Below are 26,270 nucleotides of genomic sequence, written 5' to 3'. Positions count from 1 at the left end.
GCTGTTTTATGGCTCTACCATTTTAGATTCTTCAAAGCCGCAGGTAGAGCACTTATATTCTCGTTCCTTAGCACCTAAACGTCCGAAAGTCGGATGAGGGCGTGTGGAGATAATTTTGAAGGTCCTGTTATTGCAACTTGGACAACGTTCACCCGTTGCACTAGTCACTTCATCCAGCTTTTCTTTTAAATAAGCATTTTCTGAAACCAGATCCGCGATTTTTAGTTTTGCATCAGCAAGTTCGAGGCTTAAATCAGCTAGCAAATTTTTGAACTCGGCGTCCTCAATATTCTTACCAATTTCTCGAAGGCGACTCGCTAGAGTTATTGCTGTTGATACTGTAGTTAAAATATCTGCCACAGAATTTCCTTTTTCTTAATTGAAACCATAAAATTTAAATGATGCGGCTCCTAAGATCCGCAACCAAATTTTAATCAAACTGGGATTACTTCTGCTATCCCTTGCTGCGCCTGCGCTGTCGATGCTTATATTATTTTGCGAACCCTTTTATATGCGTACAAAAATTCGCATATAAATAAATCACTATTGGTATAATATAGCTTTATGATTGCTAAGTCATTCACTTATGACGGCAGCTAAGCGTAAAAGTTGCCTAATAGCGAGTAGTCACGGGCATCAATAGACATGGAGCGGACCTTCGGTTTATGCGGATCTTGAATGCTTGATAGATCACTTTCTACGGAAAGCGGACGCTCGAACTTTTATTATGACCAGTCTTGTCATACGTTCGCGGATTGTACTCCCTTACAAGTCGCAGTTGGATATATTGGACATTGGATGCAAGTAATACAATAGCTTTGGAGGACGAGGCGGTTCCATACTTACAACAGGTGACGCCTACCAACAAGCATCAAACCTTCAATCGTAAGGTACTAACCACTTTACTCAAACATCCGTGAAGAAATTTGCGCTCCCTGCCCAAGCATAATTTCAGTTGCAGATAACTTACCTTTACAAACAGAACTAGATATGTCAAAACATCGGAAGTTCCATCGTCATTAAATTTTGCTGCAAAAATCTAGAACATAAATTATCGCGCTTCTAACATTTAGGCGCTTAAATGGAGGTAAAAGGCTGTTCAAAAAATTATGAAAAACAATTTTGTTGTCTATAAGCACATGATTTATGAAGCACCTAACCAATAAATCTGTGCAGACTTACTATAACGTTTTTGTGGGTGTAGCATGAGCAAAAAACAATTTTATAAACAAGCTATTAAAAGCATCAGGCCATCAGACTTTATGAAAATCAGGCGACCTGATGAGTTTTCGGACTCAGGTAATAGGGCTTTACAATTTTTACCTAAAGACGTTTTTGAGTACAAACTCGCTACGATTACTGAACGTTCACAAGAAAAAGAGTTTGAATTCTTTTGCAGGCGTTTAGCAGAAAAAGAGTTGTGTCCCAATCTAATTTTTCAAACTGGGCCAACGGGGGGCGGTGATAGTAAAGTTGATACCGAAACTTACCCAGTTGCCGACTCCATTTCAATAAGGTGGTACGAAGGTATAGGTCGCGAAGCCAGCCAGGAACGTTGGGCTTTTGCAATAAGTGCAAAGGCTCAGTGGCGTTCAAAAGTAAAAAGTGATGTCACTGGAATCGTATCTACGAATAGAGATTATAAGTTAATTTATTTCATGACTTCCCAATCTGTATCAGATAGGAAGCGGGCTGAAGTAGAAGACGCCCTAACGGAAGAGTTTAGTATCGATGTTCGTATTTTAGACAAAACATGGCTTGTAAATAAGGTTTTCGACAATGAGCGTTTTGATTTGGCAGCTGCTACCCTTGATTTAGATATAAACAAATCAGAATTTAAGCTCGGTAAAAATGACTCGGTAAAATCACAAGAGTTAGAGGAATTGGAAAAAGAGATAGAAGAATTTGACAATTCCATCTCCACGTATTTTGAATTATTCGAAAAATGTTTGTATTCAGCGGTTTTAAGTAGGGAGATAGAAAAGCCGAAAGTTGAAGTCGTGGGTAGGTTCGAAAGAGCGCTCTCAGTAGCTCGGGAATATAAACTTACCAATTGCATTAACAAAGCACTTTATCAATATGCATGGACTTCATTTTGGTGGCATGACGATGCTAGAAAGATGAGTAAGCTTTACGATGAGCTTGAAAAATCAGTTATTGATGCAAACTCCGTTTGGGAACTGGAAAAGTTAGCAACACTTTGGATTACGCTGCAAACGGCTCTCATTCATTCCCACCTTAATAAAGAAGAAGCAAACCTCAAAGCAAGATATGGCGTTCTAACAAAAAAATTACAGTGCATCGCTGATGATAAAACTCGGCCTAATGCATCCCTAACTGCATTGATTGAGCTCAGCTTCTTAGGATTGTCCAAAAGCATGATGCTAAATGAACCATTAGATAAATGGTTTGAAGAGCTGGTTTATGTTTTGAAAGCAGCTGAGTTTATGATGGATGTTCCTGTAAGCAAGGTTATTAGATATGTAGATGAACTATGTGACATCTTAGACGAGCAATCCAAGTTTGATGAGTTAATGGAAACAGCGACAGAGGTCAGTAGTAAGAGAATAAGTAACTCAAAAAAAGGCTCGATGCTTATAAAAAGTGCGTATAGGAGTATAAGGCTTGAAAATAACTACAAAGCATTAATTCAGTTTAGTGAAGCTTCTAGGTTGTTAGCCCAAAAAGAAAACAGAGACGATTTTATAATTGCACAAATTGGACTAGCGCAAGCATATGAAAATTTTGGGTTGAATTGGTCAGCAAGAAGCTGCTATCTGACTGCATTAAGTAGATTAATAGTAGATTTTGACGAAACCAATCAATTGCCGCCTATCGCAATAAGAGTAATCAACAAGCTAATCTGGACAGAAGTTAAGTCAGGAAGAGTTCCAATCATTTTCTTTTGGATGCAGTTTAAGGTTTTTTTAATAAACAAGCTTTGTAATCCCGTTGACCCGCAATCTGAAGACGAGGAAAGTCAACTTTTAGACGCTATATTGGGAATTCTAATATTAAAAACACCATATGAAGACCTTTCGAAATTAGAGGCTTTACCTTCATTTATTGATGAGTGCGGTTTAGCTGTGTCTTGGGTGGCTGCTTTATATATTCTTGGCTATGAAGAGGTGATAAGAGCTGAAGTAAATGAAATGGGTAATTTGGAAGAGTTATGTATTGGCTGGGTTAACCAGCCTGCAAACTCAGATTTGCCTCCAGTCACTCAATGGGGGATGCGTGAATTTTGCGAGATTAGAACATCAGTCATTGGAGTGACTCTGAAAGTCTCTCATACAAATCAACGTTCGGCTGCGTTGTTCGCTGAGAGTTTGATTACTGTCGTAGAAAGCATTTTTGCCACAGCATTAACACATAGTGTTTTTCCTCATGTTTCTGAGTTCGTGTGCCACATTGATATTGACGAGAGCAAAAAGGGACTTACTTATGCAAGGCAAGAGAATGATGAAGGAGAAATTTCTTTATCTATAACATTCCCAAGCGAGGATATTTTGAAGCTGGTTCATAATTCTGATTATAAAGAATCCATTATAAAAATCGCTAGTGAAATCTTCGGACTAATAGTTGTTAACGTTGAAGAAAATCAATTGAAGGAACTAATGGTAAATGATTTGGCAATTGAGAGGATGAATCAATCAATTTTTTTACCTGTTCTGGTAGATAACGTCGGGGCTGGCAACTACAAAATGTCATGGAATGATTGGGAGCACAGTGACTTAGGCAAGTTTAGTTTGAGGCGTGCCACTACATGGAGGAATGATATTTTTCACTCAAATAGTGTTTATGATTCGACGAGTGAAGAACAAGATTTCACAGTAACAAAGCACAATGACACTAAGGTATTGACTGTGATAAACCAGAGGTTGTGGGATAAAGCTAAATGGGCTGGTACTGGTTTTATAGGAACAGTAGAAAAGACAGCAGAACTTCCAGTTATCGCATTGATGTTTGCTGACGAAGAATCAGCAACGAAAATATTTAAAGGCTGGCAGAAAAAGTTTGGAAATGAAGACGACGAAAATATGCTTTGTATTACTTTGGTAAAAGGCATATACAAATCTTCTCCTTGCCATTATGCACTCCAAGTAGCCCCTAACGTCAAGCAGCTTTCATTGAAGGGTAAGAAAAGCTCTTTTATGACTGTAGTAAGAGGTAAGGTAATGACTCCTGTTACTTCCGAAAACCTTGACAGATTCATAGATGCGTATGGACGGGCAAATGAATACTTCTTAGCTCCTGCAATTATTGAAGAAAATAGTAACTCCCCTAAGTTTTCTCCACCAAGTTTATGGATAAAGAAGGCTGACATAAGAATTGTGGATGCCTGGGAGGTAGGAGAAAATGATTTGGCCTTTATGTCGATACCAGCGGATGCAGATCCTATAATCCCTGAAAATATCGATACCCCTCCAATCGTGCATGCTTTAAAAATACGAAAAAGTAAAAATCAATAATACTTTGTCTCTTGCAGATGAAAAACTTAAAAGTCTGAGTGACAGCTAAAGTTCAATTGGCGATTGCAACACTATCCTTATTATGAAAGGCCAGTATCATGAAACAAAGAAAACACATTTTCTACACCCCAGAACAAAAAGTTCTTATTTGGATGAATACAAAGCTGATTTAATCTAAACTTAAAATTCAATTAAATGCCGTAAATCTTTATAAGGTAAGAGTACGAACCACTCCTGAATTGAAAATCTTATATAAAGAAGTTACCGACAGTCTTTTTATAACGACTGTATTAGGAGACTATTTTTCATTTATATATTCAAGAATTTCCTGGATTTCACAATCAAAGAACTCACAAAGTTTATCAACATTATCTACCCCAACGTTCTTTCCTTTATTGTTCAATATTGCAGATAAGGTTGTTCTGCCAATTCCTGTTTTTGAACATATCTCAGCGACGCTTACAAGTCGCTTTTCTTCAAACTCTTTCTGAGCAATTAATTCTTTCAATTTAAATTTAAGCATAAATAGCTTGCAACAAACTTAAATGTTCATTATATTGAACATATATTTATTATTACGAACAGCAATTCACTTTAATGAAGGAATAGCCAATGAATAAAACATACATTACCACAGAACAATTATCGGAGCGAATCCAATTTCATCCTAAAACCATTCGACATGATTTGGTTGATAAACACCTATTTGAAGGGGTGCATTATATCCGTGCGTTTGGGCGTAAACGATACTTATTCATTTGGGAAGAAGTTGAAAAGACTATGGTGCAAGAAAGTAGCACAGCGATTGCAATGCCGGTGTAAGAAGAGGTAGTGATATGTTAGCTAAATTATCCGTTCGTAAAGACAATAAAATTCTACTCATTGAGTTCACCTATCATGGTATTCGTTTTCGAGAGCATCTGGGGCTTAAAGAGTCTCGAACCAATCGAAAAATCGCCAAGATTAAACTTGAGCAGGTAAACAAAGCGCTGATGGAAGGTGCTTTTGATATCAAAGAGCACTTTCCTAATTCCAAAAATGTCGAAAAGTTTGAAACCATCGGTCTTGACCAAAAGGCCTTAATGGCCAAACAAAAGCGCTCCAGTGCAGAAATTGAATCGGTAGTCACCTTTAAAGCGTTTACAAAAACTTGGTTAGATGAAAACGATATTCAATGGCGTGAATCTCATCGGCAAAACCAAGTGAGCGTAATTAAGAATTATTTATTGCCGAAGTTTGCGGATAGGCCTATTTGCGATATCAGGCGCAATGACATTCTAAACTTTAGAGGCTGGCTTGGTACCCTCTCCACATCTAAGGGAGAGCGTTTATTAAGTAATGGTCGCATTAATAAAATAATGGCAACGCTTCGCGCCATTATCAATGAAGCGTCGATACGCTTTGATTCACAAAATCCGTTCAGGGGCATTTCACAACTGAAAAACTCCCCGCCTGAGGTACATCCGTTTACCCTCGCTGAAGTCTTTCATCTATTAAAAAATGTACGCGCGGACTATAAAAACTATTACACGGTACGCTTTTTTACCGGCATGCGCACAGGTGAGATTGACGGGCTTAAATGGAAGTATGTGGATTTTGACAAAAAGATAATTCAAATCCGAGAAACCATCGTCGATGGCCGTCAAGAAAAACAGGCTAAGACCCAGTCCTCTATCCGTGATATTGCTATGAGTGATATGGTCTTTGATGCACTGCAAACCCAATTTAAGGCCACAGGCAGCATGTCCAGTTATGTGTTTTGTAATGTTAAAGGCGACCCTCTTGCACATCGAAACGTCACGCGCAGAATTTGGTATCCCCTACTTAAAGAGCTCAAACTGAAAAATCGAAAGCCTTATCAAACGCGGCACACCGCTGCCACGCTATGGTTGGCAGCAGGCGAATCCCCTGAGTGGATAGCCCGTCAATTAGGTCATGCCAATACCATGATGTTATTCACGGTGTATTCACGTTATGTGCCTAATCTCACCCGCCAGGATGGCAGTGCGTTTGAATCTCTAATCAAAGCCAATTCTTAGTGTTTTAATTACATGTAAGGAAGTAACTAAATGACAACAGCAAATAGACTCACCCGACTGCAAGATATGTTTAATGTGAATCGCTTCATTGGCCAGTTTTATCTCGTGGGCTTTGTCACAAAAGTAGACATCCATGGTAAACCCTATGTGCAAATTACATTATCCGATGCCACGGCCAATGCGCAATTATATTGCATTGACCAAGCCTGCATCTACGGGGATATTCAACCGGAATCCTATGTGGATATTGAAGCGCAGTGTATATCAGCGTCAAAAATGCCCTATTTTCGTTGTAAATTTATTCAACCTTGTGATTTGAGTACGCGGCGTATAAGCAATATCTATAAACTGCCAGTAGCACGGTGTGCTTACCCACATGTATTAGCACAGTTCATTGAGTTGGTCGAATCAATTACCACCCCTGCACTTTCTGATTTTTTATCCAATGTGCTGCTAAACAATGAATTGGGGTTTAAGTTCATTCAATGCCCCGCTAGCTTGAATCATCATCACAACTACCGAAGTGGATTGTTGGTGCATTCAGTTGAGGTTGCCAAGCAGGTTGCCAATGATAAAACGCTTAACAAAGAAGAGCGGGAGCTGGGGATAATCGCTGCGCTTTTGCACGACATTGGCAAAACCCAAACTTTCACTGCTGATATGACACGCTCAGATTTAGGCTACTTGGTCGACCATAGTGAGCTCACACTTGAGCTGTGTGCTCCTGCCTTGAATGTATTATCAAAAGCCCATCTAGGCTATGCCAATCAATTACGTCACGCATGGACATGCGCGTCCCCCAACGCACGTTACGGGTTTAAGGCCAAGACCAAAGTCGCTCAGCTTTTACAGCATTATGATGCCAGTAGCGCTAATCGTTAGCTGAATACCCTATTGGATTCATGTAACTAACGAAACAAACTAAATAAATCAAAGTAATTAAACAAATGTAACTAACGACAACAATTTTAACGATGCTGCAGCACGCTTACAGGAGAAGATAATGGCCAGACCTGCCGACGTAAAAGAAAAAGACATTATTGCCGCGGGGCAAGCACTTGAGCAACAGGGCAAAATCCCCAACCCTGGCGCAATTCGCGCCAAACTTGGTTTTAAAGGCGGCATATTACGTATTCGCAAAGTATGGGATGCACATGTTGCCGGTGATGCCATTGATAATACATCAGCGTCACAAGATGAGATGGCATTTCAACAACTGCCAGATGAGCTTACCGATGCCATAAGCGCCTTGATTGATAAACAGCGATATCACCTTGAACAAATTACCGTACATGCTTATCAGCGCGCACAAGCGTTGTTTGAGCAGCGCTTAGATGATGCTACCCGCAAGTTTAAAGATACGATGGCTTATTACGAGGATTACGAGCTTAATGCGGATACGTCCATTCAGCGGTTAGAAGATGAAGTAAAACAATTACAGCGCGAGGTTAACCATAACCAAAAACAAACCAGCTCACTGGAAAAAGAAAATGCGCGGCTTCAAGGAGCGCTAGATGCGCTTAACTACGCCATGCGCCAGCCTCTTTCGCAAAACGAAACCAAGACCACAAACAATAAGTCACAAGCGGAAAAACCGTAAACGCTGAGCATAACGCTAATTTACTAGCTCCACCCCATTCTCAATTTCTACGGGACGAGGAAAGTCCCTTACTTTAAACCACAAAAGGAAACTCATATGATGACATCATCCACAATCACTCAATTACTTTGCTCGTCTAGTTTACCGAAAAAGCATCAGCTTCATCCGCTGACCGGTAGACCTAATAAGAACCATCAAGAGAATATTGGCTTCGTGCTGGCCAATGCCGATATCGAAATGCCATCCACCTCGCTAGATGATTTCCACACATTAGGCGATGAATTCCATGAGCCTAACTACGTATTGGCTGAGCTGATTTGCATGCTAAGCCATCTCTCACCCGATTGTGATGGCGATGAAATTAATCATTTTATAGCGGAATGCAGTGCCTATATCCATTCACTAACAAACATTTCAACGGTATCCGGCACGTTACTTGAAATTACTCGCTACCTTCTAGATGCAATTGTTGATGGTGTTACGCTATTTGAGGAGATTTGCGAGCTAGCATTGCAAAAATCGCTTTACTGGTCTTTAAAAGATTGTTGTTTTATTTATTATTCGCTAAAGCGCGACTCCTTGGGGCATCAATATGAGTCGCCATTAAACGCGTTATACCACTGCAATTTGCTACCTATGTTTGTGCCTGCTGCCTTGCCCTTAATCGATATCAAGATTAACTGCGTCATATGTGAAGACAGTGGTCAAGACGTGGTATTAATGCATCCAATTACCTGTCAGCAATGTGTCTTGTTAGAAATTGCGCATGGCGTGTCATCACACCACTAAACTCTCTCATTTTTTTCAATCTTGGAGTACTCAATATGTTAGATTCGATAAAACAAAACTTAATTAATGGGCACCTTTATTATTCCCCTACCAGTGTAAGCTTTTATCTTGGGTTTTACGGCGGTCTAGGTAATACAGATATCAGGGAATATCCTTCAACTTACAATACCTACTTGCATCAGTTAATTGACACTACCGCATTGCCAGAAGAAGAAGCTTTTCACTATGCGTGTATAGGACGATTTCGAGATGAGCATGAAGGTGACGAAGGCAGTTTTAATGCCAATGGCTATTTCACGAATTTAATACGCATTGAGCTTAGTGATGATACTTCCCTTGAAGGCTCAGTACCGCTTAAAACTTCGCTGCGATTAAACAAAGCATTACAACTTGCCGTAAAATCCCACGCCAATCAGGTCAGAAAAAGTGATGGAGCACCCTATATTAATCACTTGCTTGAAGTACAGGATATACTGGTAACAGTAGCAAACGTCATTGATGAAGATATCATCATTGCAGGTTTGCTTCATGACGTATTGGAGGACACGCCGGTCACCCATGATGAGCTAGTGCAAAACTTTGGGACCCGTATCGCAAGTATCGTAAAACTGCTCACCGATGACAAAACAAAACCTTTGGAAGAGCGGCGCGAGCTAGCCCTCACAAAACTTCACGACGCCCCAACGTCCGTTAAGCTCATCAAATTAGCCGATATATGCTCTAACGCCAGTCACATCCCTTCCAAGTGGTCAGAGCAACGAGTAATGGAATATTTTACATGGCTCGATAAAGTGGCCGATGCCTGCAAAGATGCAAGTGAATTATTGTTTGATAAGTACACTGCCGTTACAAGAAGCTAGAGAATAAAGTTTATAGCGCCTTTATGGCGCTTATGTCTAATCAACGGCAGTTTGCCTATAACTCGCCACAAATTCCATCTTGTTTATACTGACCTATGCGGAGCCTTAGAGAAAAGTTACAAAAAAACACAATCCCCCCTTGAAGCTCCCCAATCCTGATACTTGTGAAGGAATTTCCCGAATATAAAATCAGATACACGGATTTGCCGTAAACTATTACTAGCTTAGGTCTTCAACTGAATTAACAAAAAACAAGTACTGTACACCGATTAGATGTCCTAAAAACGATGATAGCCATTGTAGATATACTGCATTTAGTTATAAATAAGCGTTTCAAATCTGGACAAAAAAACATCATAGATTTCCCAAAGTAGAAGAAATTAAAGCGACAATCTTAGGTGTCTATTTCAAATTTCACCTGACCTAAAGTACAGTTTCAAAATTTTAAAAATTCTGTAGATTGATTATAGATTTTTTGACCATGGGAAAGGAATGAAGGTAACTCTCAACGACGCTCAAAATAACCTTTCAAAAGCAATGCAACTTTTATCACTTATCAAAGAGCAGTATATTGAGCCTCAAGCGATTTCAGAGTTAGAAAAGATTTGGTTTTGGCTAGATGATGCCAGAGGAATTATTGATTCAAACAATAAATCTGAATAGAGCAATATTTTTTAGTAATTGTCCAATGAGTCCCGTTTAGTAGTGGCAATTCAGTCATTACATTTCACTAACGCCAAAACGTAAAAAAATGATATAGTCCTTAATTACGTTTAATAAAAAAAAGCAACTTATTGTTCTGCACAAGGATTGGAAAAATCATGGAAACACTACGAATTAAATTTCCGCAAATCACAGACAAGGACGTGAAATCGACACTTGTCAAAGAAATATCAGAACTAGACTCAGTTCAAAACGCAATCGAATATGAACCCCCAACTGGTGCGTTTCAGTCTATTGACCAAGCGTTAGATATCTTTATTCAGATTCTAAATTCTGGAGCTCTCGAGCACACTGTTTCCGGAATTTTCGATTTTATAATAGCAAAATATGCGATAGACCATATCAAAATTAATGGGAAAGATATAAACCTTAAAAACATAAAAAGTGCGTCTGATTTCTTAAAGGTAGTTAAAGACATTCTAAATAAGCAAGATTAAGGAAAGCAGCAATGAGTGGGTCAAACGGTTTTTTCTTAATCAATTCTCAGACAGTTTATTCAGATGCTTCAGTTGATACGTTAATTAAATCTGGAATTTGTGATGAAAAGAGAAGAATAGTTAGCCCGCTATATGCCCCAAATTTTTCAATTTTGACGGACTCGGAGAAATTTAGCTGTTTGTCATTCATTCACGAATTGAAGCATTTTTTCGACCTAACCTCTATTCACAGCGGAATTTTTTATTGGCGTCTTGGGTATGTAATGTATGAGCTCTATAATACCCCCTTTCGACTGGCAAGTGAGTTAGGCATATTAACTGAGATGACATTTCCAGCACAGGAGTGGTTCATAAAAAGTGCAAAAACGTTAATTAAAAAGAAAATTGAGAGCGCTGGCGAAATCTTCGGGATGTCGATTAAAAATGAAGATATCGAACATGCTTATAATTTTTATGTTCGTGATAACATTAAGTTAGCAAATAATTTAAGATACTTTTTCGATATTATTCTGAATGATCCTTTTCCGACTCCTTTAAAGCGAATTGAAAAAAAGAGTTATCTAAAAATTATCAATGAATCATATAAAACAATAATTGAATACTTTGCAAAAGCTAACGAATCCCCGTTACGCATGAATCATTTTAACTATCTACCTGAAGTCAAATGGGTTGCAGGTAACAAGCCTGAAAAAATTTCAAAGAACCTTTTTTTGTCTTTTAATGAAATATTCGAGTTAAGAGCTTATTTCACAGAATACTCAAATATATGTAACAACTCATCAATATTTGAAGAGGTGTGGATAGATAGACTAACAAAAATTAAAATTTCAAATAATCTACGTTTTATAATCTCTAAACTTATTTCATTGAAGATAGACAAGTTTCAAGTGTTATTCATTACTGATATTGCTTTGTCTGGAACGTTTGAAATAAACAGTCTTGTCAAAACTGAAGCAAATGGCGTCGAGACACTGAAATTCTATGATACGTGGCCAAGCTACAGATTAGCAAAGTTGCTAAACATCATATTTGAAAACAAAACTATGTTGGATAATGATTGGCTTTTTGAAACGGCGTGTTATTGTTTTGGACGAGATTGGTTAGGGTATAATGGTTTTTTTCTAAGGTTTAGAGAAATAATACCTAGATATTTACGTGATCCTGATAGGATAAGCAAGATGACGGATTTCGTAAATTACAAAACGCCACCCTTAATTCGTGCTTTTTTTCCAGAAAACATTTGGAAGAAAGATATTTGGGATGATAAGAACCACGTCGATTCCATCAATTCTTCATTTAGAAAAAACTCATATTCGTACTACATTTCCTTTCATGAAGTAGAGAGCAAGATTGGATATTCGCTTCCTTCAACTATTTTTTTGAGCGACACTACGATTTCAAACTCTATACCGCATCCTACTGCTGCGAATCCGTCTGAACAGTGGGAAAGAAATTTAAAAAATATTAAAGTAGCATCTTTATTCAAAAGTGTAATCCATCCTCAGATTTTGCATAAGTTGTTTACGACATCTAGTGTACCCAGAGTAATGCTACATCAGTATATTTCGAGCTTTGATGAAGATACGCTAACGTTTTTGATTGAGACTTTAAATGACGTATATACCTTAGGACTCACTCAATCTATGTTTCCTGATCTACCAACATAATAACTTCCTTTTTCTTTTTTTCATTTGTTTAAAATAAGTACGTTATTGAAACTAATCAAATGGGCTTAACAGTTTGATATGATTCTCCAGTAACTTTACTGATCGATAGGGTGGAAGCTTCCCAGCGTGAGGGTCTGGTTCACGCCTTGAGTCATTCAACAACCTTTTTATGCAATTAGTAGAGATGAATTTCTCTCTTTTAATGCTTTTAAATATCGAGCTTCATTGTAGGGCATTTTTGTTTGCCAACATTTGAACACGATTCTCGCCCATTTAAATGCTAACGCCCTGACAGCTGCTTGATATGCTTTGCTTCTTGCCTGTTGTTTTTCGTAATACAAGCCAGCCCAGTAGGATTGATGGACGCTTTTCGCGGACCATTCAACAAACGTTTGTCTGATGAATGTTGAGCATTGCCAGTGAATCCTCTCTTTGTTTCCGCTTCGCTCTGTCACAGGAGATAGGCCTGCGTAGTTTTGGATCTCTTGAGCACTTGAGAACCGGCTTCTATCCTCGCTAAACGCGGCGAGTAAACGAGGAGCCAAGCATGGTCCGGTGCCTGGCAATGAAGCGAAGATGTCAGCATCAGGCATTTGATTAAATAGTTCGTCAATTTTGACGTCGAATGCCTTGATGCCTTAGTTCAAGAGCATTACTTAATTGGAAAGTGTGACTGATAACAAGCTAATTTGCTCAATAATACTGCTATCTTCAGTTAGCGCCATAGCATCGTTAATAGCCTTGATTCTTCTATTCGTATTAGCCACCGCATTGCCGCCACGATTGCTAAAAAATGGTACTGACAAGTTAAGTTTTGGCATTCAAATAATCCTTCAAGCCTAAATACTCAATTCGTTGTTATTTTCTTCCAAAACACACTTGCCCTACTCCTCAACATTTTATAATGAGTGGCAGAGATCATGTGTCTTCCTAAATTGAATAAATTCTGAACTTCAGAATAAGTACTCAGGAATCGCGGCCCTTGTTTAATGGATTTGAATTTCCGCATCACCCTTTCTTAAACCAGTGGGCTGACGAAAAAACTCGGCTTTATTGTTCGCACACAAAGATGTGTAACGAATAGTACTTGGTATCAAGGCTTTGTGAGCTACAGGATAACTGCGTAATTTGTCGATGACTATCTACCATGGAAGTGATTTGTTTATGTAAATTAAACGCTTAAAGAAGCGTTTAGTAGCCTCACTATCTCGCTTCTCTTGGATAAAAATATCAATGACATCCTCATCGTTATCGACGGCTCACCAGAGATAATATTGGCTCCCATTTATTTTTATAAAAACTTCACCGATGAAAAATGTATCACCAAATCCATTTCGTTTTCTTTTTAATCATTTGACGTAATCAAGGCCAAGTTTATTACACCAACTTCGAACTGCTTCGAAACTGACATCTATACCGCGTTCGTTTAGTAAATCTTCAACATCCCTTAAACTGATATTGAATTGGAAATAAAAGCCATACTGCGTGTTGAATGATGTCTAACAGAAAATCTGAGCCGTTTATAAATATTTATACGACAACTCTGGCTTTTAGAGGCTTAACTTGTCAATACCCAAATCACTGTTAATTCCCTAAATCCAAATTTAATTATGGCAAATATTATAATTTTTAATAATTTGTCGAGTTTCTTCTTCACAGCGCTCCAAAAAGCTCTTAGGGTCCACTTCTTCATCTGACGCTATAAAGCATCCAACATCGTCAATATTAAATATGCCATCATACTCAAAACGACCAAAAATATTCCCCTTATTCATGTTCATTTTCAATACAACATCATCATCTTGTACTAAAAGCTGCCAATTAAATGGAGTATTGGCTTCGAAAGTTCCATCAAAAGTAGAAGTTTTCCGACTTCTAAGTAAGTTATACCGCCAAGCTTCATGCTCGAGTTCCATTTGTAAGTAGTTATTATTTTCTGAATTTTCCGCTAACAAAAAATTTATTGTAGCTTCTGATTCAGGCGAATAATGACCGTTATTGTTAAAGACGTCGCTTCCTTTAATTTTATAGCGAATTAAATAAGAGCCTTCATTTGTTGTTGACTCAAACTCGATGTTAAATTCTCCTCCCCTTGTATAACAAGAACTGTACCAAAAGCCAGATAAAACGTGGGAAGAACCAAATGATATGTTAGGTTTCTCCTGCCCTTCAGCTGAACCCAAGTTAGACACGATAAGCATTAGAAATAAAATAAGTTTTTGCATAAAATGCCGAAGTGTTGTACGTTTTTTGTACTGATTGTATGGTGCGTTATAAGGATTAAAAATGCAAGACGGAAATATTGCCAGTCCCGATCTATTACAAGTAAGTATTGAGCTGTACAAACATGCCGACAGTGCTTACTTTAGTCAGTGGGAAATGTTAGGTGCCATCTCGATTGCCTATCTAGGGTTTATTTTTAGTGATTTATTTAATAAGTTAAGGTTAATTGGACATTATTTGATAATGATAATGCTCGGTTATTATTTCTATCTTAATTCTTTATGGATATTGGTAAGTGTCGATGTTCTTCGCGCAAATTCAAAAATTATAAATCTACTAACAGATAGATACATCGCTAACGAGTTATTTTTACTTGATTGGGAAATAATTACTATACATCTAATTTTGGGCGGAATATTAATTTGCATTGGCTTTGTTAGAATTCATTTTGCAAATAAGGTAGCTTTTACTCCCACTTCCAAGCAAGATACAGACATATCAACGCCTTGACCAAAGCACTAACAAATTTCAATAGGTGTAACATTTTTTAAAACAAAACTATCACGGTTACCTGATTTTTTTAATGCTTAATAGTGATCAATTGACTAATTTAATTAGACGCCATGCATGGGCAACTGGGTACTGACAGGTTAAGTTTTGGCATTCAGATAATCCTACAAATCTAAGAACTCTTTTCGCTGTTACGCTGCTCCAAGACAAAATTGCCCTATTCTATAGTGGTCAAGTTAAATTGGCCACTGCTTTATAGTTTGGTCAGTACTTTTTCTCTGACTTGACTGGTGTCAAACTGGCATTATGCTGATGCGTACTGAATGATATCTGGAGGAAATATATGGCACTTATATAAGTGTTATTCTGAAAACTACGTTTATCCGCGACTAATCTTCTTAATACCAATGTTAAAGTTTAATTTTACCAACAATGTTATAAAAAGAACTTACCAACTGTACAATTCCTATTACGGCAATAAATCCTGCAAAGATGCTAAAACCCCAAGCAACATTTATTTCCCAGTAATTATCCGCATTGTTATCTATTACACGATTGAGTAATAAACAACTAATTAGTGGCGCAAACATTACAAGACAATACCCCACTATGCCACAAAAACCTTCAAATGTCCTTATCACAAGCGATAACACTGAGCTACGACGATTCACTAGAAAACTTGTTAACATCCATAGGTGACATTCATCAACAGTTAATTGGGCTCTCAGTATTCTAATGCGCGAAATGACATGTATTAATAGAACTATGCTAATCAGCTGAAGCAGTAACAATGCATAGCTCGCTGATAAAGAAATATTAAAGGCACTAGCGTTTGTTTTTTTATTATTATACTCAATGCCGTATTCCATAATTTGTTCTTCAATATCGCCATGTACGTTTATTCCTTTCATTAAAAATTCATATGCACTGTTTTTATCCATATCGACAGAAGTATAAACGTCGTCTTCTATCAGTTGTTTATACCTAAATGGAAATCCACGTAAGTAATTAATAATAAAATCTATTTTTATTTTGTCATCATCATCGCCATATATTTTTTTGATTAACTCGCTCCCATTAGCTTCATCTCTATCATGTGTGAGTTTTACTAAGCTGCACGAATTAGGATTTTCAGGCAGGTAGACAAGCGCGAACAGGTTATCGCTAGTTAGAGAGCGAACTGGGTAGTGAAAAATAAAATTCATATTCAATTTTGATAATACCAGCCCGATCTCCGCCCCAACATTTTCTTCTAAACTTGATAGATCAATTTGGTCTGCGTCTCCCCCCTCCACGTCCCCCCTAAACCTGCGTAGCTGATCTACTAGCTGTGGCCCACAAGATATTGGTAAGTAATGATGATAATGGTTTTCTCGGACTGTAAGGGACTTAAGATCACCTTTGTAGATGGCTTCCGTGGCCGCGTAAGTAAGTAATGCCTTAAAAGTTATATCTACTGATTTGAACGATTCGTATTGAGAAACGGAAAAAAACAGTATTAATACAATAACGAGTGATGATTGTCGCATCGACACAATTGTATTTTCCATCATAAGTAATTCGCACTTTCCAATGTAATTAACTGGATTTTAAAACCAAAAATAGTTGTAGAGTTGTGCTAGCACATTAACCTTTATAAGAACTTTTCTTGATTGAACCTAACCATCAACACTGTTTAAAATTCGTACTATTCATTTTTATTAATGTGAAATCAAGGCGTACTTTCTCACAGTTACTAACAAATTAATTTTTCGAATTAAAAAATACTACCAATTTAAATCCCCTCTATTAAACTCGCTCCTCACCTATTCAATCTAGATTAAAAACAAAATTCTGGGGAAGTTCTGTCTTTACTCTTCTCCCATTTGTCCAAGTTACACCGGAAGTCACAATTTTATAATCCGTTGTCCCATCCGTAGATAAAACGATGTCTCCACTGATAATATTGGAGTTATCACTTAAAGAGCTTAACTCAGGACCGCATTGCGTGCTCCCCCTATCGGTTTGAAAAATATGGCTGACTGGCGTTACATCATCACAACTCTCTTTATCCAATAAGTCAGGATCCAATGAATGTTTTTTTAGTAAAGTATAAATTACGGATTGTCTTGGGTGTTGGTATTTGCAGTTTGGATTTCCAACGCTGATTAATCCAATCTCAGGTTTCAACTGACTAAGATAACGCGCAGGTGAGCTGCTCTCACTTCCATGGTGGGCGACGTGGAAAACATCGACACCTTTCACTGCTGAAATCTCCCCTCTTTCAATCAAGGACAGTGCCACTTGTGTCTGAACATCTCGTTGGTTTGTTTTATGTCCACTACAAACTTCAGCCCCACCTCCAAGGTCCCCATCCAAGATAAATTCGAATTCATTGTATTTAATAAGTATGGAAACTGACCGGTCATTTTCATTAATAACATCAATTTTAGTACCATCAAAAACAACGCCATTTGCCGCAGCTACAAGTAACTCTGCACCGCTTCCTAATGAAATTCGCATTCCAGGTCGTATTTTCGATACCGCTCCTGCGGTTGTTTTCGTTGCAGGTTCAATCCAACGTTTGCTTAGTAAGTTAGAGCCACGGTTACCGGTCAAGGGGCCATAATTCGCAATTAAAACATCAAAATCATTATCAATTAAATCCTTGAAACCATAGTAATGGTCTCTATCTCTATGACTTAAAATAGTATAGTGAAGCTTTTTTTCCTGCTCCCAGTTAAGTGACTCAAAATATGGAATTAGAGAATATAATCCGCTTTTATTACCAAAATCGTACAGGATCCGGGTTCCATTTGGCCCTATTATAAGAGTGCTACCCCCTTGACCAACATTTATATAATGTATTTCAAGCTCTTTAGCGATACCGATAGTATCAGCTCTAGCTAAGTAGCTAACACCCAATAATATAAAGAATAAAATATACAATCTTTGCTGTTTATCCATCGTCTTTTGCTTTCTTAAATAACTCTAATAATTCTTGAGCTTCAGCACTTGTAAGCTTACCGTTTTTGACGGCTTCGACAATTTCCTCTTCAAACGATTTTTTATCTTTTGTTGCACCCTTAATGTTGGAGAGATTAAACCTATTGGCTATTTCATTAATGACTTTTTCAATTGCACCGTAAAATATTTTTACCGATAACCCAATTAAGAACGCAGCTGAATTTTCATCAACACCAGTGTCTGAAATGTAGTTAAAATCAAATATTAAAGGCGAAATACCACCTAGTACGGTCCCTAAAATTACCCTTGGAAGCCATCCATTCACACTTTTGTGTAATTCAAATTGGTAATTTGCGGCCAAATCTGAGTGTTTTTTAACTAGAAATATGCAACTTCCAAGCATTGCCCAAAAGAAGGCTAGATGTTGATACGCATATCTATCAATTAAATATAATGTTGGAAAGATTTCATCTGCATCTGGTATTTCTAAGATAAATTGCCGTAATACCTCAAACGCAATTAAGGTTGGAACTAAAATTATAATTAGGTAAAAAAGTTGCCAGACTCTTGGGGAGTCTTTTGAATCAATTATCGTTTTTCCCGTTACGGGTAGCGTCTTTTTACACAATTGCGTGTAGGCAATATGAACATCTTTTAAACAAAAAGCACTTTGTTTGAAATCGTTATTTTTCCAGTTAGCTTCATTAGCTTCACGGCTATCGAAGTGTTCAAAACTGTCTTCTTTTTTCATTTCCACATATTCACATAAAATGGTCAAATGTGGCTCGGAAACGGCGATATCGTTTTCTTGTGCAAAAATGAGTAATTCAGAAACTTCTCTAACGGATGGCTCAATACTATCTCTGAAATCTCTCTTTTTAAAAAAAGAAGAAAACAATGGAATTTTCATGAAAAAGTTTCCTATTTGGTTCCAATAAGCACCGTAACATCTTCTAGAGGGTCTTGTTTGCCACCAGCCGAATATGCATCGTACGTGAATTTTTTAACTAATTTAGAAGTAATATCTTCGAAACCTTCTTTCAACATGTCAGACATAACGTTGTTTATTTTTTTATTATCATCTTCATCTTTACCACTCATTTTGATTACTTTTATTTTCATGTCCATTCGGATCTCCTTTTAAAATGTTTCTGCAATAAGGGCGTCTAGAGGGTGTTTCTCACCATCTCTAGCATCTATTGAGGCAATATCTCCAACGACTTCTTTTACTTCGGCCACAGTTGTCGCTGATATCAATTTATTAAATGAGCCTATATCTGGATAATCTCCTTTAAGCTTCTCACCAATAGTTTTGAGTCTTTCTGTTTCGACATTGCCGTCTTTAGATAATCTTTTAACGATTTCGTCTACCAATACTTGCTTAGTTTCAAATCTTTTAGTGGCTTGTTTAAGTAGCTCTTGAGATTCTTGCTCTGAAAGGCCCCTTTCTTCCATTAAAACTTCGACAGCGGTTCTTTTAGGTTTGGTATTTCCACTTTGAACCGTCACCAAAGACGCACCACCTTCTGCCGCTAATTTTTGAGCCGCTAATCCAGTTGCAAAATACTGAGCTATTCCTCCAGAAGCTTGAGCTGAGCCTTTAGCTAAAGACTGACCGTCAGAACCTGATGTGGGATTATTAACGTCAGAATCCGCTTCTCCCCCAAATTTAGCGCCAAAAGAAGCCAACACAGAATAGGCATCTTCTGAGTTCGTTGCCTGGAATTTACAATCATTCAACGTGTTATCACTAGAGCAAGGTGCAGGAGTAAATTCATCTTCATTTTTTTGATTTGCGAGAAGAGGAAGCCATACAGCTTCAGTTCGTTTATACCCCACTGTAATTTCAGGTAATTGCGTTGTTGATGATGAGCTGACATCAATAGCGAATTTAGTTTCAGTTCCAAAAATGAGTGTATTGCTATGATCAGGTGTCGAAAAGCAACCTGTAAGGCAAGCAATGCAAAAAAGCGCTACTAAGATGTAGGATTTAACGCTAAACATAAATTTTCTCCGTCCTTGAAATTAAGATGTTGTTTATAAAATTCATACTCGCTTCGAGTTTGAGCTAGTATGAGAACTGTGCATTCGCTGCCACTAGAGATAAGGGATTTTCGACTATGGCCTAACACAGAGGTATCACCAACCATCATTCCCCATGAGCTAAACTCTTGGGCTTTTAACCCACTTTTCGGTGGGAAAGTAAGAGATTGAGTGATTTTAGTGACACCCAAATAAACTGTTTGAGATTCTTTATCAAACTGATTTTCTATTTCTTTATCCGAATCTGCGCTTACTGAACAAACTTTATGAAAAGGAATTGAGTTAACTGTTGTAACAACCTGTGAGTGATCTGTTTTATCATCAGTGATGATAAGGGCATTACATCCTAATTGAATTTTATGTTCTTTTTTATTCTTGTATCCTAAAGAGATTGAGCCGTCAGAATACACACCGAGTAGCGTAGCGTCTCGCAAATCAATTACGGAAGACTCTTCTGGGTTAGGATAAACATGTAAAACGCCAAAGTGAGAAACACTTATTCTTCCATCTCTATCTACCTTGGCGGACGATATGCAACCAGAAACAAGCGAGCAAAAACTAGCAATTAAGCCCAAAGCTAAAAGTCTTCGAAATTTAGAGTTAGAGTGCGGCTGAAAAACAATAGAGAAAAGCATATTCGTCCATGGGTTATCAATGCTTATTGGTTTCCCCTGAGACCGCTGAATTCAGAGAGTTAAGTCCTTTCTGCTAAGTTTAATATAGAATACTGTCAGTAACTGTCAAGAATTTTTTACGTCTTCTTTTAGAGACAGGTTTCTCACCACACATAAAAAGAAAAAATATTAAACGTATCACTAACTTAATTTCTTCGGACTCACCTGATTTTAGTCTTTAAAAACGTTGTGCAATTTTTAATCATTGTTTATTTCAATATTTTCTGGCAAATTAAAAAAGAATTTACACTACTAAGTGAGTTGTAACTTTAATCAAAGTTTGACTTTGCGCTTTGGACGTACATTTATTTTTGAGCTAAATGATTAAGCTTAAGGTTAAAAATCACATGGAACGTCCCTATGAAAATAATTAACCGTAGCACCTCAATAAATCAACCTGCACCAATTCGTTCGGATCCCTCACGTTGGAACCTAATTCCACATAAAGTTACCACTGAAACTGGACAACTATGGGTTGGGACACTTGATGCTAATCAATACAAGCCGCTTTTAAGTCGTGTTGTTATATTTAAAGATAATGAACAAGTTCAAAGTATCGATATTGTAAGGGTACAATGGGAGAAGCCCATTGAGAACCTCAGCAATCGATTCTTTACTTTATTAACAATTGAAGGTTTGTCGCCCAATACAAAATACACCGCTGTTTTTTACAGACAAATTGAACATGAAGCATCTGAATTTGTCGGTGATTGGCTTCAGTTAAAAACAGCATACTTTACAACCTTGCCTTTATCCCTTCCCACTGAGGAAAACACCGCATTTACGCTTTCCTTAAGTAGCTGTTTTTACGCTCACAAAGACGATGGCAATACTGCAAATGCTTTTAAAGCACTTTACCATAATGGTACGCAAGCCGTTCAACCCGATATAAAATTCATGGTAGGGGATCAGGTTTACCTAGATATAGGTATTGATTCACTATCCCCTCTCACCAACGAAGTTCGCTGTCGTATTGCAGATGATTATCAAGAGCATTGGAAAGTTCTAGACAACATGTTACGAAGAGGCGGTACATGGATGTTGCCAGATGACCACGAATATTGGAATGATTACCCATTTTATGATGGTTTTATTCCTACTCTTTTCATGCTGCGTATAGCGAAGATTCGAAGAGCTTGGAAAAAAGCCTCAAAAAATGGGGTTGAAAATATTCAGCAAACGACTAAACCGCTTGAGTTCTTTAAAATTGGAGATGATATTTCATTTTGTATTGCCGATTTACGCTCTACTCGTTCAAAGACCCAATTTATTAATAAAGAAAACTTTTCCAAAATGATTGAATGGGCGAAAAACCTAACGACTCCAGGCGTTTTAGTTATCCCGCAAATATTAATAGTTGAAGAAAATAAAACCGAACGAAATCTACTCAGTTTCAAAAGCCAATATACCAAGTTGATAAATGCGCTAGCAGATGCAAAAAGAGATATCGTTGTATTATCGGGAGACGTACATTTTGGACGAATTTCTTCAGTCAAAATTGGAAATCATGGTAAGAAGTTAATTGAAGTAGTTGCCTCACCCACTTCCAACCTGACTGGCGTTAATTCTGTAGCAACCGCAAAACCTAAATATGACCCTGAATATTTTCCAGATCGCAAAGCGAGAATAAATTGCTCATGGGAACCTGAAAAAGTCGAATACCCCGAGGAACCTTTTAGAGTAGGCACACAAAATGGTAGATGGTTTTCTACATATTGGAGACCACGAACCAAAGAACATTTTATGACTATCGGCTTTAGAAAAGACGGTGAAACGGTAAAAATGCAAGTCCAAGCATGGTTGGTTCGTCAATTAGATAACAAAGGAATGCCTAAACCTCAGTTTGAAACGCCGTATGAATTTACTTTAAATAAATAAACAAGCTTTGTCAGACTATGTTTTAACTTAGGTACTACACAATTAACTGGTTGTATTTTTTTAACTTCGGTCATAAAAGCAAACTGTGAATTCGATGATATCTAACGGAAATCTGAGACATTTATAAATATTCATCCGGTAAATATGTCTTTCAGATGGTTAAATTGTCAATGCTCCGTTTTATCATCAACGTTCAAGGATAAGCCATCTTGAAATCGAATGATTTTCGTTCTAATTTTAACTTGATAATGAGTTCCAAAAAAATTTTAAATTACCTAGTTTTACATTATTTATAGATACTTTTAATGATGTTTAAAAGGACTTTTACATGAATCAACAGCTATATAAAAAAAAATGGAAATCTACTTGGAAGGTAATCGTTAGAAACCCTAAAACTTTAATAAAGGCTGCATTATTTTCTTTTTGGTATAATCTCCTCTTTGGTGCAATGAAATGGTTGGCAAGCGTTACACTTTTATTTCATTCAAAACCACATCATAAAAGGCAACGGCTTTATTTGTATCTGCAGCCAATTTATAGATATAAAGACGAACCTAAAGTTATCCTTAATGCGATTTTTAACAACCCTGAACGATTCCTGACGATGTTAGGTATTGTGATCGCTTTAGTTGCCTTCGTGGATCTAATGCAACTTGAAAAAACTAAAGATAGTCACACGTTATTTCAAATATTCGCTGTTTTACTCGTTTTTCCCACCATATTTGCAGCGCCTTTTCTAGCGTTAGTTCTCGCTCGCTCAAATCCGGCAGAATATGTTTCGATCATCGCGGGTTCTAATATTTCAAATTCCGATCTAATAAGATTTACAGCCTATGAATGTTTGAGGATAGCTAATCATATCGGAAACATAGAATTAAAAAATGAATACGTAAAAAATGATGCTGAAAACATCCTACAATGTATTCGGAATATGCAGAGTTCGATAATGATAGTAGATCAACTTAAGCATGAAATAGCCATTCGCCTAAAAGTTACTCATCGAGAAATTTCAGATGATTTTTTTAATTTTAGTCCTAGCATTTTTGTAAATAGAAACATAAAGCTAAGTGATTTAATCAATCCTGAATACAAAAGCAAAAAAAATGAATCAAATAAAGAAAATAAAATAAAAGTTTCTAATAGAGACATTAGAGCTACAAATATTATTAAAAATAATTTAGCAATTATCTCCCACTTAAAGTCAATATGTGATCTTCAATGCGATTTAGAGCAGTTCTCTTTAATTTATCAAACTCGTTCAATATCAGGGGCAACTCAACTTTTTATTAAATTTTTACAACAACACGTTACTAAAGATGAATCATTGTTTGAAGGAAAGGTCAGATCTATAAATACGCCAAAGGAGCTCTTGACATTAATTCGAATGCAAAATGCGCATTTTACTGGTGCAGCAGTGCATCGAATAACCTCTCTAGCTATTTTAGAGTACCTGTCTTCTGCAATATCTAATAATGGAGACTTACTTAGCTCAATAACACCTGTTAAGAATATTAAAAAAAGAGGTGAAGTAAAAATTCTATTGAACCGAATTAAATATATGAATATTGGAGAATTGATTGCCCTATCTAGTAAAAAACGCCAAGTTGGTGATGAAAAACATTTCAAGACTGAATTAAATGAAGCCTTTTATAAGTGGACATCTTATTCTTCTGATTTAATTCAAAAACAACGCCGAAGTATAAATGAACAAGCTATTGAGTTTTTTAACAAGTTCATGATTAAACATAAAAAAAATAAAAAAGGTGATGTTTATATAGTTCTTAATGCATACAGTAGAGCCGTTAGAGCCATAATAAGAGATATAGTATTAGAATATTATTGTGAGGATGTTTTCTTAGTAATATTAAATAGTGAGAATGATTTCGATTCATTTAGTGCTCGTCTCTTATATCATCAAATCATCAATGAACTAGACGAGATTAAAATCGAGTCAAATTCGATTGTCGAGGTCAATAACAATAACAGCGATGGAAAATATTCTCAAAAACAAAAATGTGAAATATTACGAGACAGAACTTGGCGAAGTGATTTGAATAGCTTTTTAACAAAACTTAATCCAACTAGAGATACAGTTCTTTATTTAAGTGGAGCGGATCAACTAGATTTTGAAAAAGAAAATAATGCTAAAGAGCCAACTGTCGTTGCTTACAAGACACCTTCTATGTATTTTTTAGAATCTCTTTATGAGAGAGTGAAAGGTACTCATGAAGATAAAACAGGCTTCATCAATACATTGATAGTTGCTGGCGAATACAAGTTCCGTAACGATAAATTGGTATTTATACTTAATCAAATTATTAGAACCACTCCCCTATCAACGTATAAGAATAAACCAAGGCGATCAGGATTGTATAAATGGAATTCAAATGAACTTATAGATGTTGAAATAATACATAGTGACCTTGTTAATATCCCTGTTCTTTTAAAGAGTTATTCGTATTGGGATGTGTGAAGAGTAAAATTTTAAGAAATGTCGATTATATTCACTTGTATGCATTAGCTTAAAGTGACTTTTTAAATTTCATATATGCCCGTAAGTCCTAGTTAATGCATCAATAAAGAATTTGAATAGGCGACCCATTTTGAGACTTAATAATAAGCGTTATTTAAAAAATTAACCAAATTTTGCTGTTTCAATTTTTTAAGTGTAATTCAATAGATCTGTCAGATAATTAATTTATATCAAAGGGGAATTCATGGATTCAAATAATGGAGAAATATCAGCTGGTAATTATAGGGTCAGCATTCCAAAATATATAATGTCTATTAGTATTTTATTAACAGTTGTATTTTTTATCTATATTGCAATTTCTAAAAGACAATGGGGTTGGGATCCTTTTGGGTTCATTCCCGAACAAAATGTAAACACAACTCAAAAAGAAAGTTTGCCAGTTGGAACTGTTTTAGCTTCAACTTTAACCGAAGTTCAATTTAATAAGGAGCAGAGTGGTCAATGGGTTATTGCTGATGGGAGATCCGTTGAGGGCAGTAAATTTGCTGCGCTGACTGGGCACAATATTGTAGTGGATTTAAGGGGTATGTTTTTACGAGGATTGGATATTAGAGGGACTAGAGACCCTGAAGGTAATTCTAGGGAATTAGCGTCTTTTCAACAGATGGATGCTTTGGACCATATTCATAAAGAGACAAGGCTAGTCCTTGAAGGTAACCATTGGCAGCATGCCAGAAGCGATCAAGGTCAAAAAGGTCACAGCAATAATTCTCAGGACGCTACATACATTTCAATTCCAACTGGAATACCAGAATATTCAGCAATTAATATTCAAGGTAAAGAAGTAAGACCCATAAATTGTAGTAGCTCAGACTTGATCTGACAGTTACCCGAATTTTAGGGTGCCAGTGTCAGTTTATATTTGAGCTAAATTCT

Annotated in this window: 24 protein-coding genes and 2 pseudogenes; 14 read left to right on the top strand and 12 right to left on the bottom strand. The window is 36.9% G+C overall.

Annotation, left to right across the window (positions count from 1 at the left end; translation table 11 throughout):
- Nucleotides 1–6 precede the first annotated feature (6 nt).
- Nucleotides 7–360, bottom strand: coding sequence for a hypothetical protein (locus tag ACNKW3_RS19515; RefSeq protein ID WP_427401017.1), 354 nt, complete (start codon nucleotides 358–360; stop codon nucleotides 7–9).
- An 845-nt stretch (nucleotides 361–1,205) separates the two neighbouring features.
- Between ACNKW3_RS19515 and ACNKW3_RS19510 the strand changes: the two genes are divergently transcribed.
- Entirely contained in the window at nucleotides 1,206–4,472 is a 3,267-nt protein-coding gene (locus tag ACNKW3_RS19510; RefSeq protein ID WP_427401016.1) for a hypothetical protein, read from the top strand.
- A gap of 298 nt (nucleotides 4,473–4,770) precedes the next feature.
- Here ACNKW3_RS19510 and ACNKW3_RS19505 read toward each other — a convergent pair whose 3' ends face one another.
- Entirely contained in the window at nucleotides 4,771–4,995 is a 225-nt protein-coding gene (locus tag ACNKW3_RS19505; protein WP_427401015.1) for a helix-turn-helix domain-containing protein, read from the bottom strand.
- A gap of 89 nt (nucleotides 4,996–5,084) precedes the next feature.
- Between ACNKW3_RS19505 and ACNKW3_RS19500 the strand changes: the two genes are divergently transcribed.
- The 9 genes from ACNKW3_RS19500 to ACNKW3_RS19460 all read left to right on the top strand — a co-directional run bounded on the left by ACNKW3_RS19500 (nucleotide 5,085) and on the right by ACNKW3_RS19460 (nucleotide 12,587).
- A complete protein-coding gene (locus ACNKW3_RS19500) occupies nucleotides 5,085–5,294 on the top strand; it encodes a hypothetical protein (RefSeq protein ID WP_427401014.1) in 210 nt (69 codons plus the stop codon).
- Nucleotides 5,295–5,308: 14 nt separating this feature from the next.
- A complete protein-coding gene (locus tag ACNKW3_RS19495; protein ID WP_427401013.1) occupies nucleotides 5,309–6,511 on the top strand; it encodes a tyrosine-type recombinase/integrase in 1,203 nt (400 codons plus the stop codon).
- A gap of 30 nt (nucleotides 6,512–6,541) precedes the next feature.
- Nucleotides 6,542–7,393: an HDIG domain-containing metalloprotein gene (locus tag ACNKW3_RS19490; protein ID WP_427401012.1), complete on the top strand. Its 852-nt coding sequence runs from the start codon at nucleotides 6,542–6,544 to the stop codon at nucleotides 7,391–7,393.
- A gap of 121 nt (nucleotides 7,394–7,514) precedes the next feature.
- Nucleotides 7,515–8,111: a DNA-binding protein gene (locus tag ACNKW3_RS19485; protein WP_427401011.1), complete on the top strand. Its 597-nt coding sequence runs from the start codon at nucleotides 7,515–7,517 to the stop codon at nucleotides 8,109–8,111.
- 96 nt (nucleotides 8,112–8,207) lie between these two features.
- On the top strand, nucleotides 8,208–8,900 hold the full coding sequence (locus ACNKW3_RS19480; protein ID WP_427401010.1) for a hypothetical protein: 693 nt from the start codon (nucleotides 8,208–8,210) through the stop codon (nucleotides 8,898–8,900).
- Between the two features lie 35 nt (nucleotides 8,901–8,935).
- Entirely contained in the window at nucleotides 8,936–9,760 is an 825-nt protein-coding gene (locus ACNKW3_RS19475) for an HD domain-containing protein (RefSeq protein ID WP_427401009.1), read from the top strand.
- Between the two features lie 492 nt (nucleotides 9,761–10,252).
- Nucleotides 10,253–10,423, top strand: coding sequence for a hypothetical protein (locus ACNKW3_RS19470; RefSeq protein ID WP_427401008.1), 171 nt, complete (start codon nucleotides 10,253–10,255; stop codon nucleotides 10,421–10,423).
- 158 nt (nucleotides 10,424–10,581) lie between these two features.
- Entirely contained in the window at nucleotides 10,582–10,920 is a 339-nt protein-coding gene (locus tag ACNKW3_RS19465; RefSeq protein ID WP_427401007.1) for a hypothetical protein, read from the top strand.
- A gap of 11 nt (nucleotides 10,921–10,931) precedes the next feature.
- Complete coding sequence (locus ACNKW3_RS19460) at nucleotides 10,932–12,587, top strand: hypothetical protein (protein ID WP_427401006.1); 1,656 nt, start codon at nucleotides 10,932–10,934, stop codon at nucleotides 12,585–12,587.
- Nucleotides 12,588–12,754: 167 nt separating this feature from the next.
- Here the strand turns inward: ACNKW3_RS19460 and ACNKW3_RS19455 are convergent.
- The 4 genes and pseudogenes from ACNKW3_RS19455 to ACNKW3_RS19440 all read right to left on the bottom strand — a co-directional run.
- Nucleotides 12,755–13,222 (bottom strand): annotated as a pseudogene (locus ACNKW3_RS19455) (transposase); the annotation flags it as partial.
- A gap of 21 nt (nucleotides 13,223–13,243) precedes the next feature.
- On the bottom strand, nucleotides 13,244–13,408 hold the full coding sequence (locus tag ACNKW3_RS19450) for a hypothetical protein (protein ID WP_427401005.1): 165 nt from the start codon (nucleotides 13,406–13,408) through the stop codon (nucleotides 13,244–13,246).
- A 321-nt stretch (nucleotides 13,409–13,729) separates the two neighbouring features.
- Nucleotides 13,730–13,834 (bottom strand): annotated as a pseudogene (locus ACNKW3_RS19445) (hypothetical protein); the annotation flags it as partial.
- Between the two features lie 357 nt (nucleotides 13,835–14,191).
- Nucleotides 14,192–14,812: a hypothetical protein gene (locus ACNKW3_RS19440; protein ID WP_427401004.1), complete on the bottom strand. Its 621-nt coding sequence runs from the start codon at nucleotides 14,810–14,812 to the stop codon at nucleotides 14,192–14,194.
- A gap of 61 nt (nucleotides 14,813–14,873) precedes the next feature.
- Here ACNKW3_RS19440 and ACNKW3_RS19435 point away from each other — a divergent pair, with 61 nt between their 5' ends.
- Nucleotides 14,874–15,320 carry a hypothetical protein gene (locus ACNKW3_RS19435; protein ID WP_427401003.1) on the top strand — a complete coding sequence of 149 codons (447 nt, stop codon included), beginning with the start codon at nucleotides 14,874–14,876 and terminating at the stop codon, nucleotides 15,318–15,320.
- 410 nt (nucleotides 15,321–15,730) lie between these two features.
- Here the strand turns inward: ACNKW3_RS19435 and ACNKW3_RS19430 are convergent, their stop codons facing one another.
- From ACNKW3_RS19430 to ACNKW3_RS19405, 6 genes are all read right to left on the bottom strand, one after another.
- A complete protein-coding gene (locus ACNKW3_RS19430) occupies nucleotides 15,731–16,873 on the bottom strand; it encodes a hypothetical protein (protein ID WP_427401002.1) in 1,143 nt (380 codons plus the stop codon).
- Nucleotides 16,874–17,129: 256 nt separating this feature from the next.
- Nucleotides 17,130–18,266 (bottom strand): ComEC/Rec2 family competence protein, encoded by a 1,137-nt coding sequence (locus ACNKW3_RS19425; protein WP_427401001.1) that lies wholly within the window; start codon nucleotides 18,264–18,266, stop codon nucleotides 17,130–17,132.
- Complete coding sequence (locus tag ACNKW3_RS19420; RefSeq protein WP_427401000.1) at nucleotides 18,259–19,176, bottom strand: hypothetical protein; 918 nt, start codon at nucleotides 19,174–19,176, stop codon at nucleotides 18,259–18,261. Before ACNKW3_RS19420 ends, ACNKW3_RS19425 begins: the two co-directional genes overlap by 8 nt.
- 11 nt (nucleotides 19,177–19,187) lie before the next feature.
- Nucleotides 19,188–19,394, bottom strand: coding sequence for a hypothetical protein (locus ACNKW3_RS19415; RefSeq protein ID WP_427400999.1), 207 nt, complete (start codon nucleotides 19,392–19,394; stop codon nucleotides 19,188–19,190).
- A 12-nt stretch (nucleotides 19,395–19,406) separates the two neighbouring features.
- Nucleotides 19,407–20,270, bottom strand: coding sequence for a hypothetical protein (locus ACNKW3_RS19410; RefSeq protein WP_427400998.1), 864 nt, complete (start codon nucleotides 20,268–20,270; stop codon nucleotides 19,407–19,409).
- Nucleotides 20,243–20,944, bottom strand: a complete 702-nt coding sequence (locus ACNKW3_RS19405) for a hypothetical protein (RefSeq protein ID WP_427400997.1) — start codon at nucleotides 20,942–20,944, stop codon at nucleotides 20,243–20,245. The genes ACNKW3_RS19410 and ACNKW3_RS19405 overlap by 28 nt, the downstream gene beginning before the upstream one ends.
- 399 nt (nucleotides 20,945–21,343) lie before the next feature.
- Between ACNKW3_RS19405 and ACNKW3_RS19400 the strand changes: the two genes are divergently transcribed.
- The 3 genes from ACNKW3_RS19400 to ACNKW3_RS19390 all read left to right on the top strand — a co-directional run bounded on the left by ACNKW3_RS19400 (nucleotide 21,344) and on the right by ACNKW3_RS19390 (nucleotide 26,217).
- Nucleotides 21,344–22,861, top strand: a complete 1,518-nt coding sequence (locus ACNKW3_RS19400; protein ID WP_427400996.1) for a hypothetical protein — start codon at nucleotides 21,344–21,346, stop codon at nucleotides 22,859–22,861.
- A gap of 328 nt (nucleotides 22,862–23,189) precedes the next feature.
- A complete protein-coding gene (locus ACNKW3_RS19395) occupies nucleotides 23,190–25,334 on the top strand; it encodes a hypothetical protein (protein WP_427400995.1) in 2,145 nt (714 codons plus the stop codon).
- A gap of 244 nt (nucleotides 25,335–25,578) precedes the next feature.
- Complete coding sequence (locus tag ACNKW3_RS19390; RefSeq protein ID WP_427400994.1) at nucleotides 25,579–26,217, top strand: hypothetical protein; 639 nt, start codon at nucleotides 25,579–25,581, stop codon at nucleotides 26,215–26,217.
- The last annotated feature ends 53 nt before the right edge of the window (nucleotides 26,218–26,270 follow it).

Origin of the sequence: Glaciecola sp. 1036 (assembly GCF_050306235.1) — a bacterium.
Taxonomy (GTDB): Bacteria; Pseudomonadota; Gammaproteobacteria; order Enterobacterales; family Alteromonadaceae; genus Glaciecola.
Note: the sequence above shows the minus strand (reverse complement) of the source record. Positions and strands in the feature narration are given on the sequence as shown.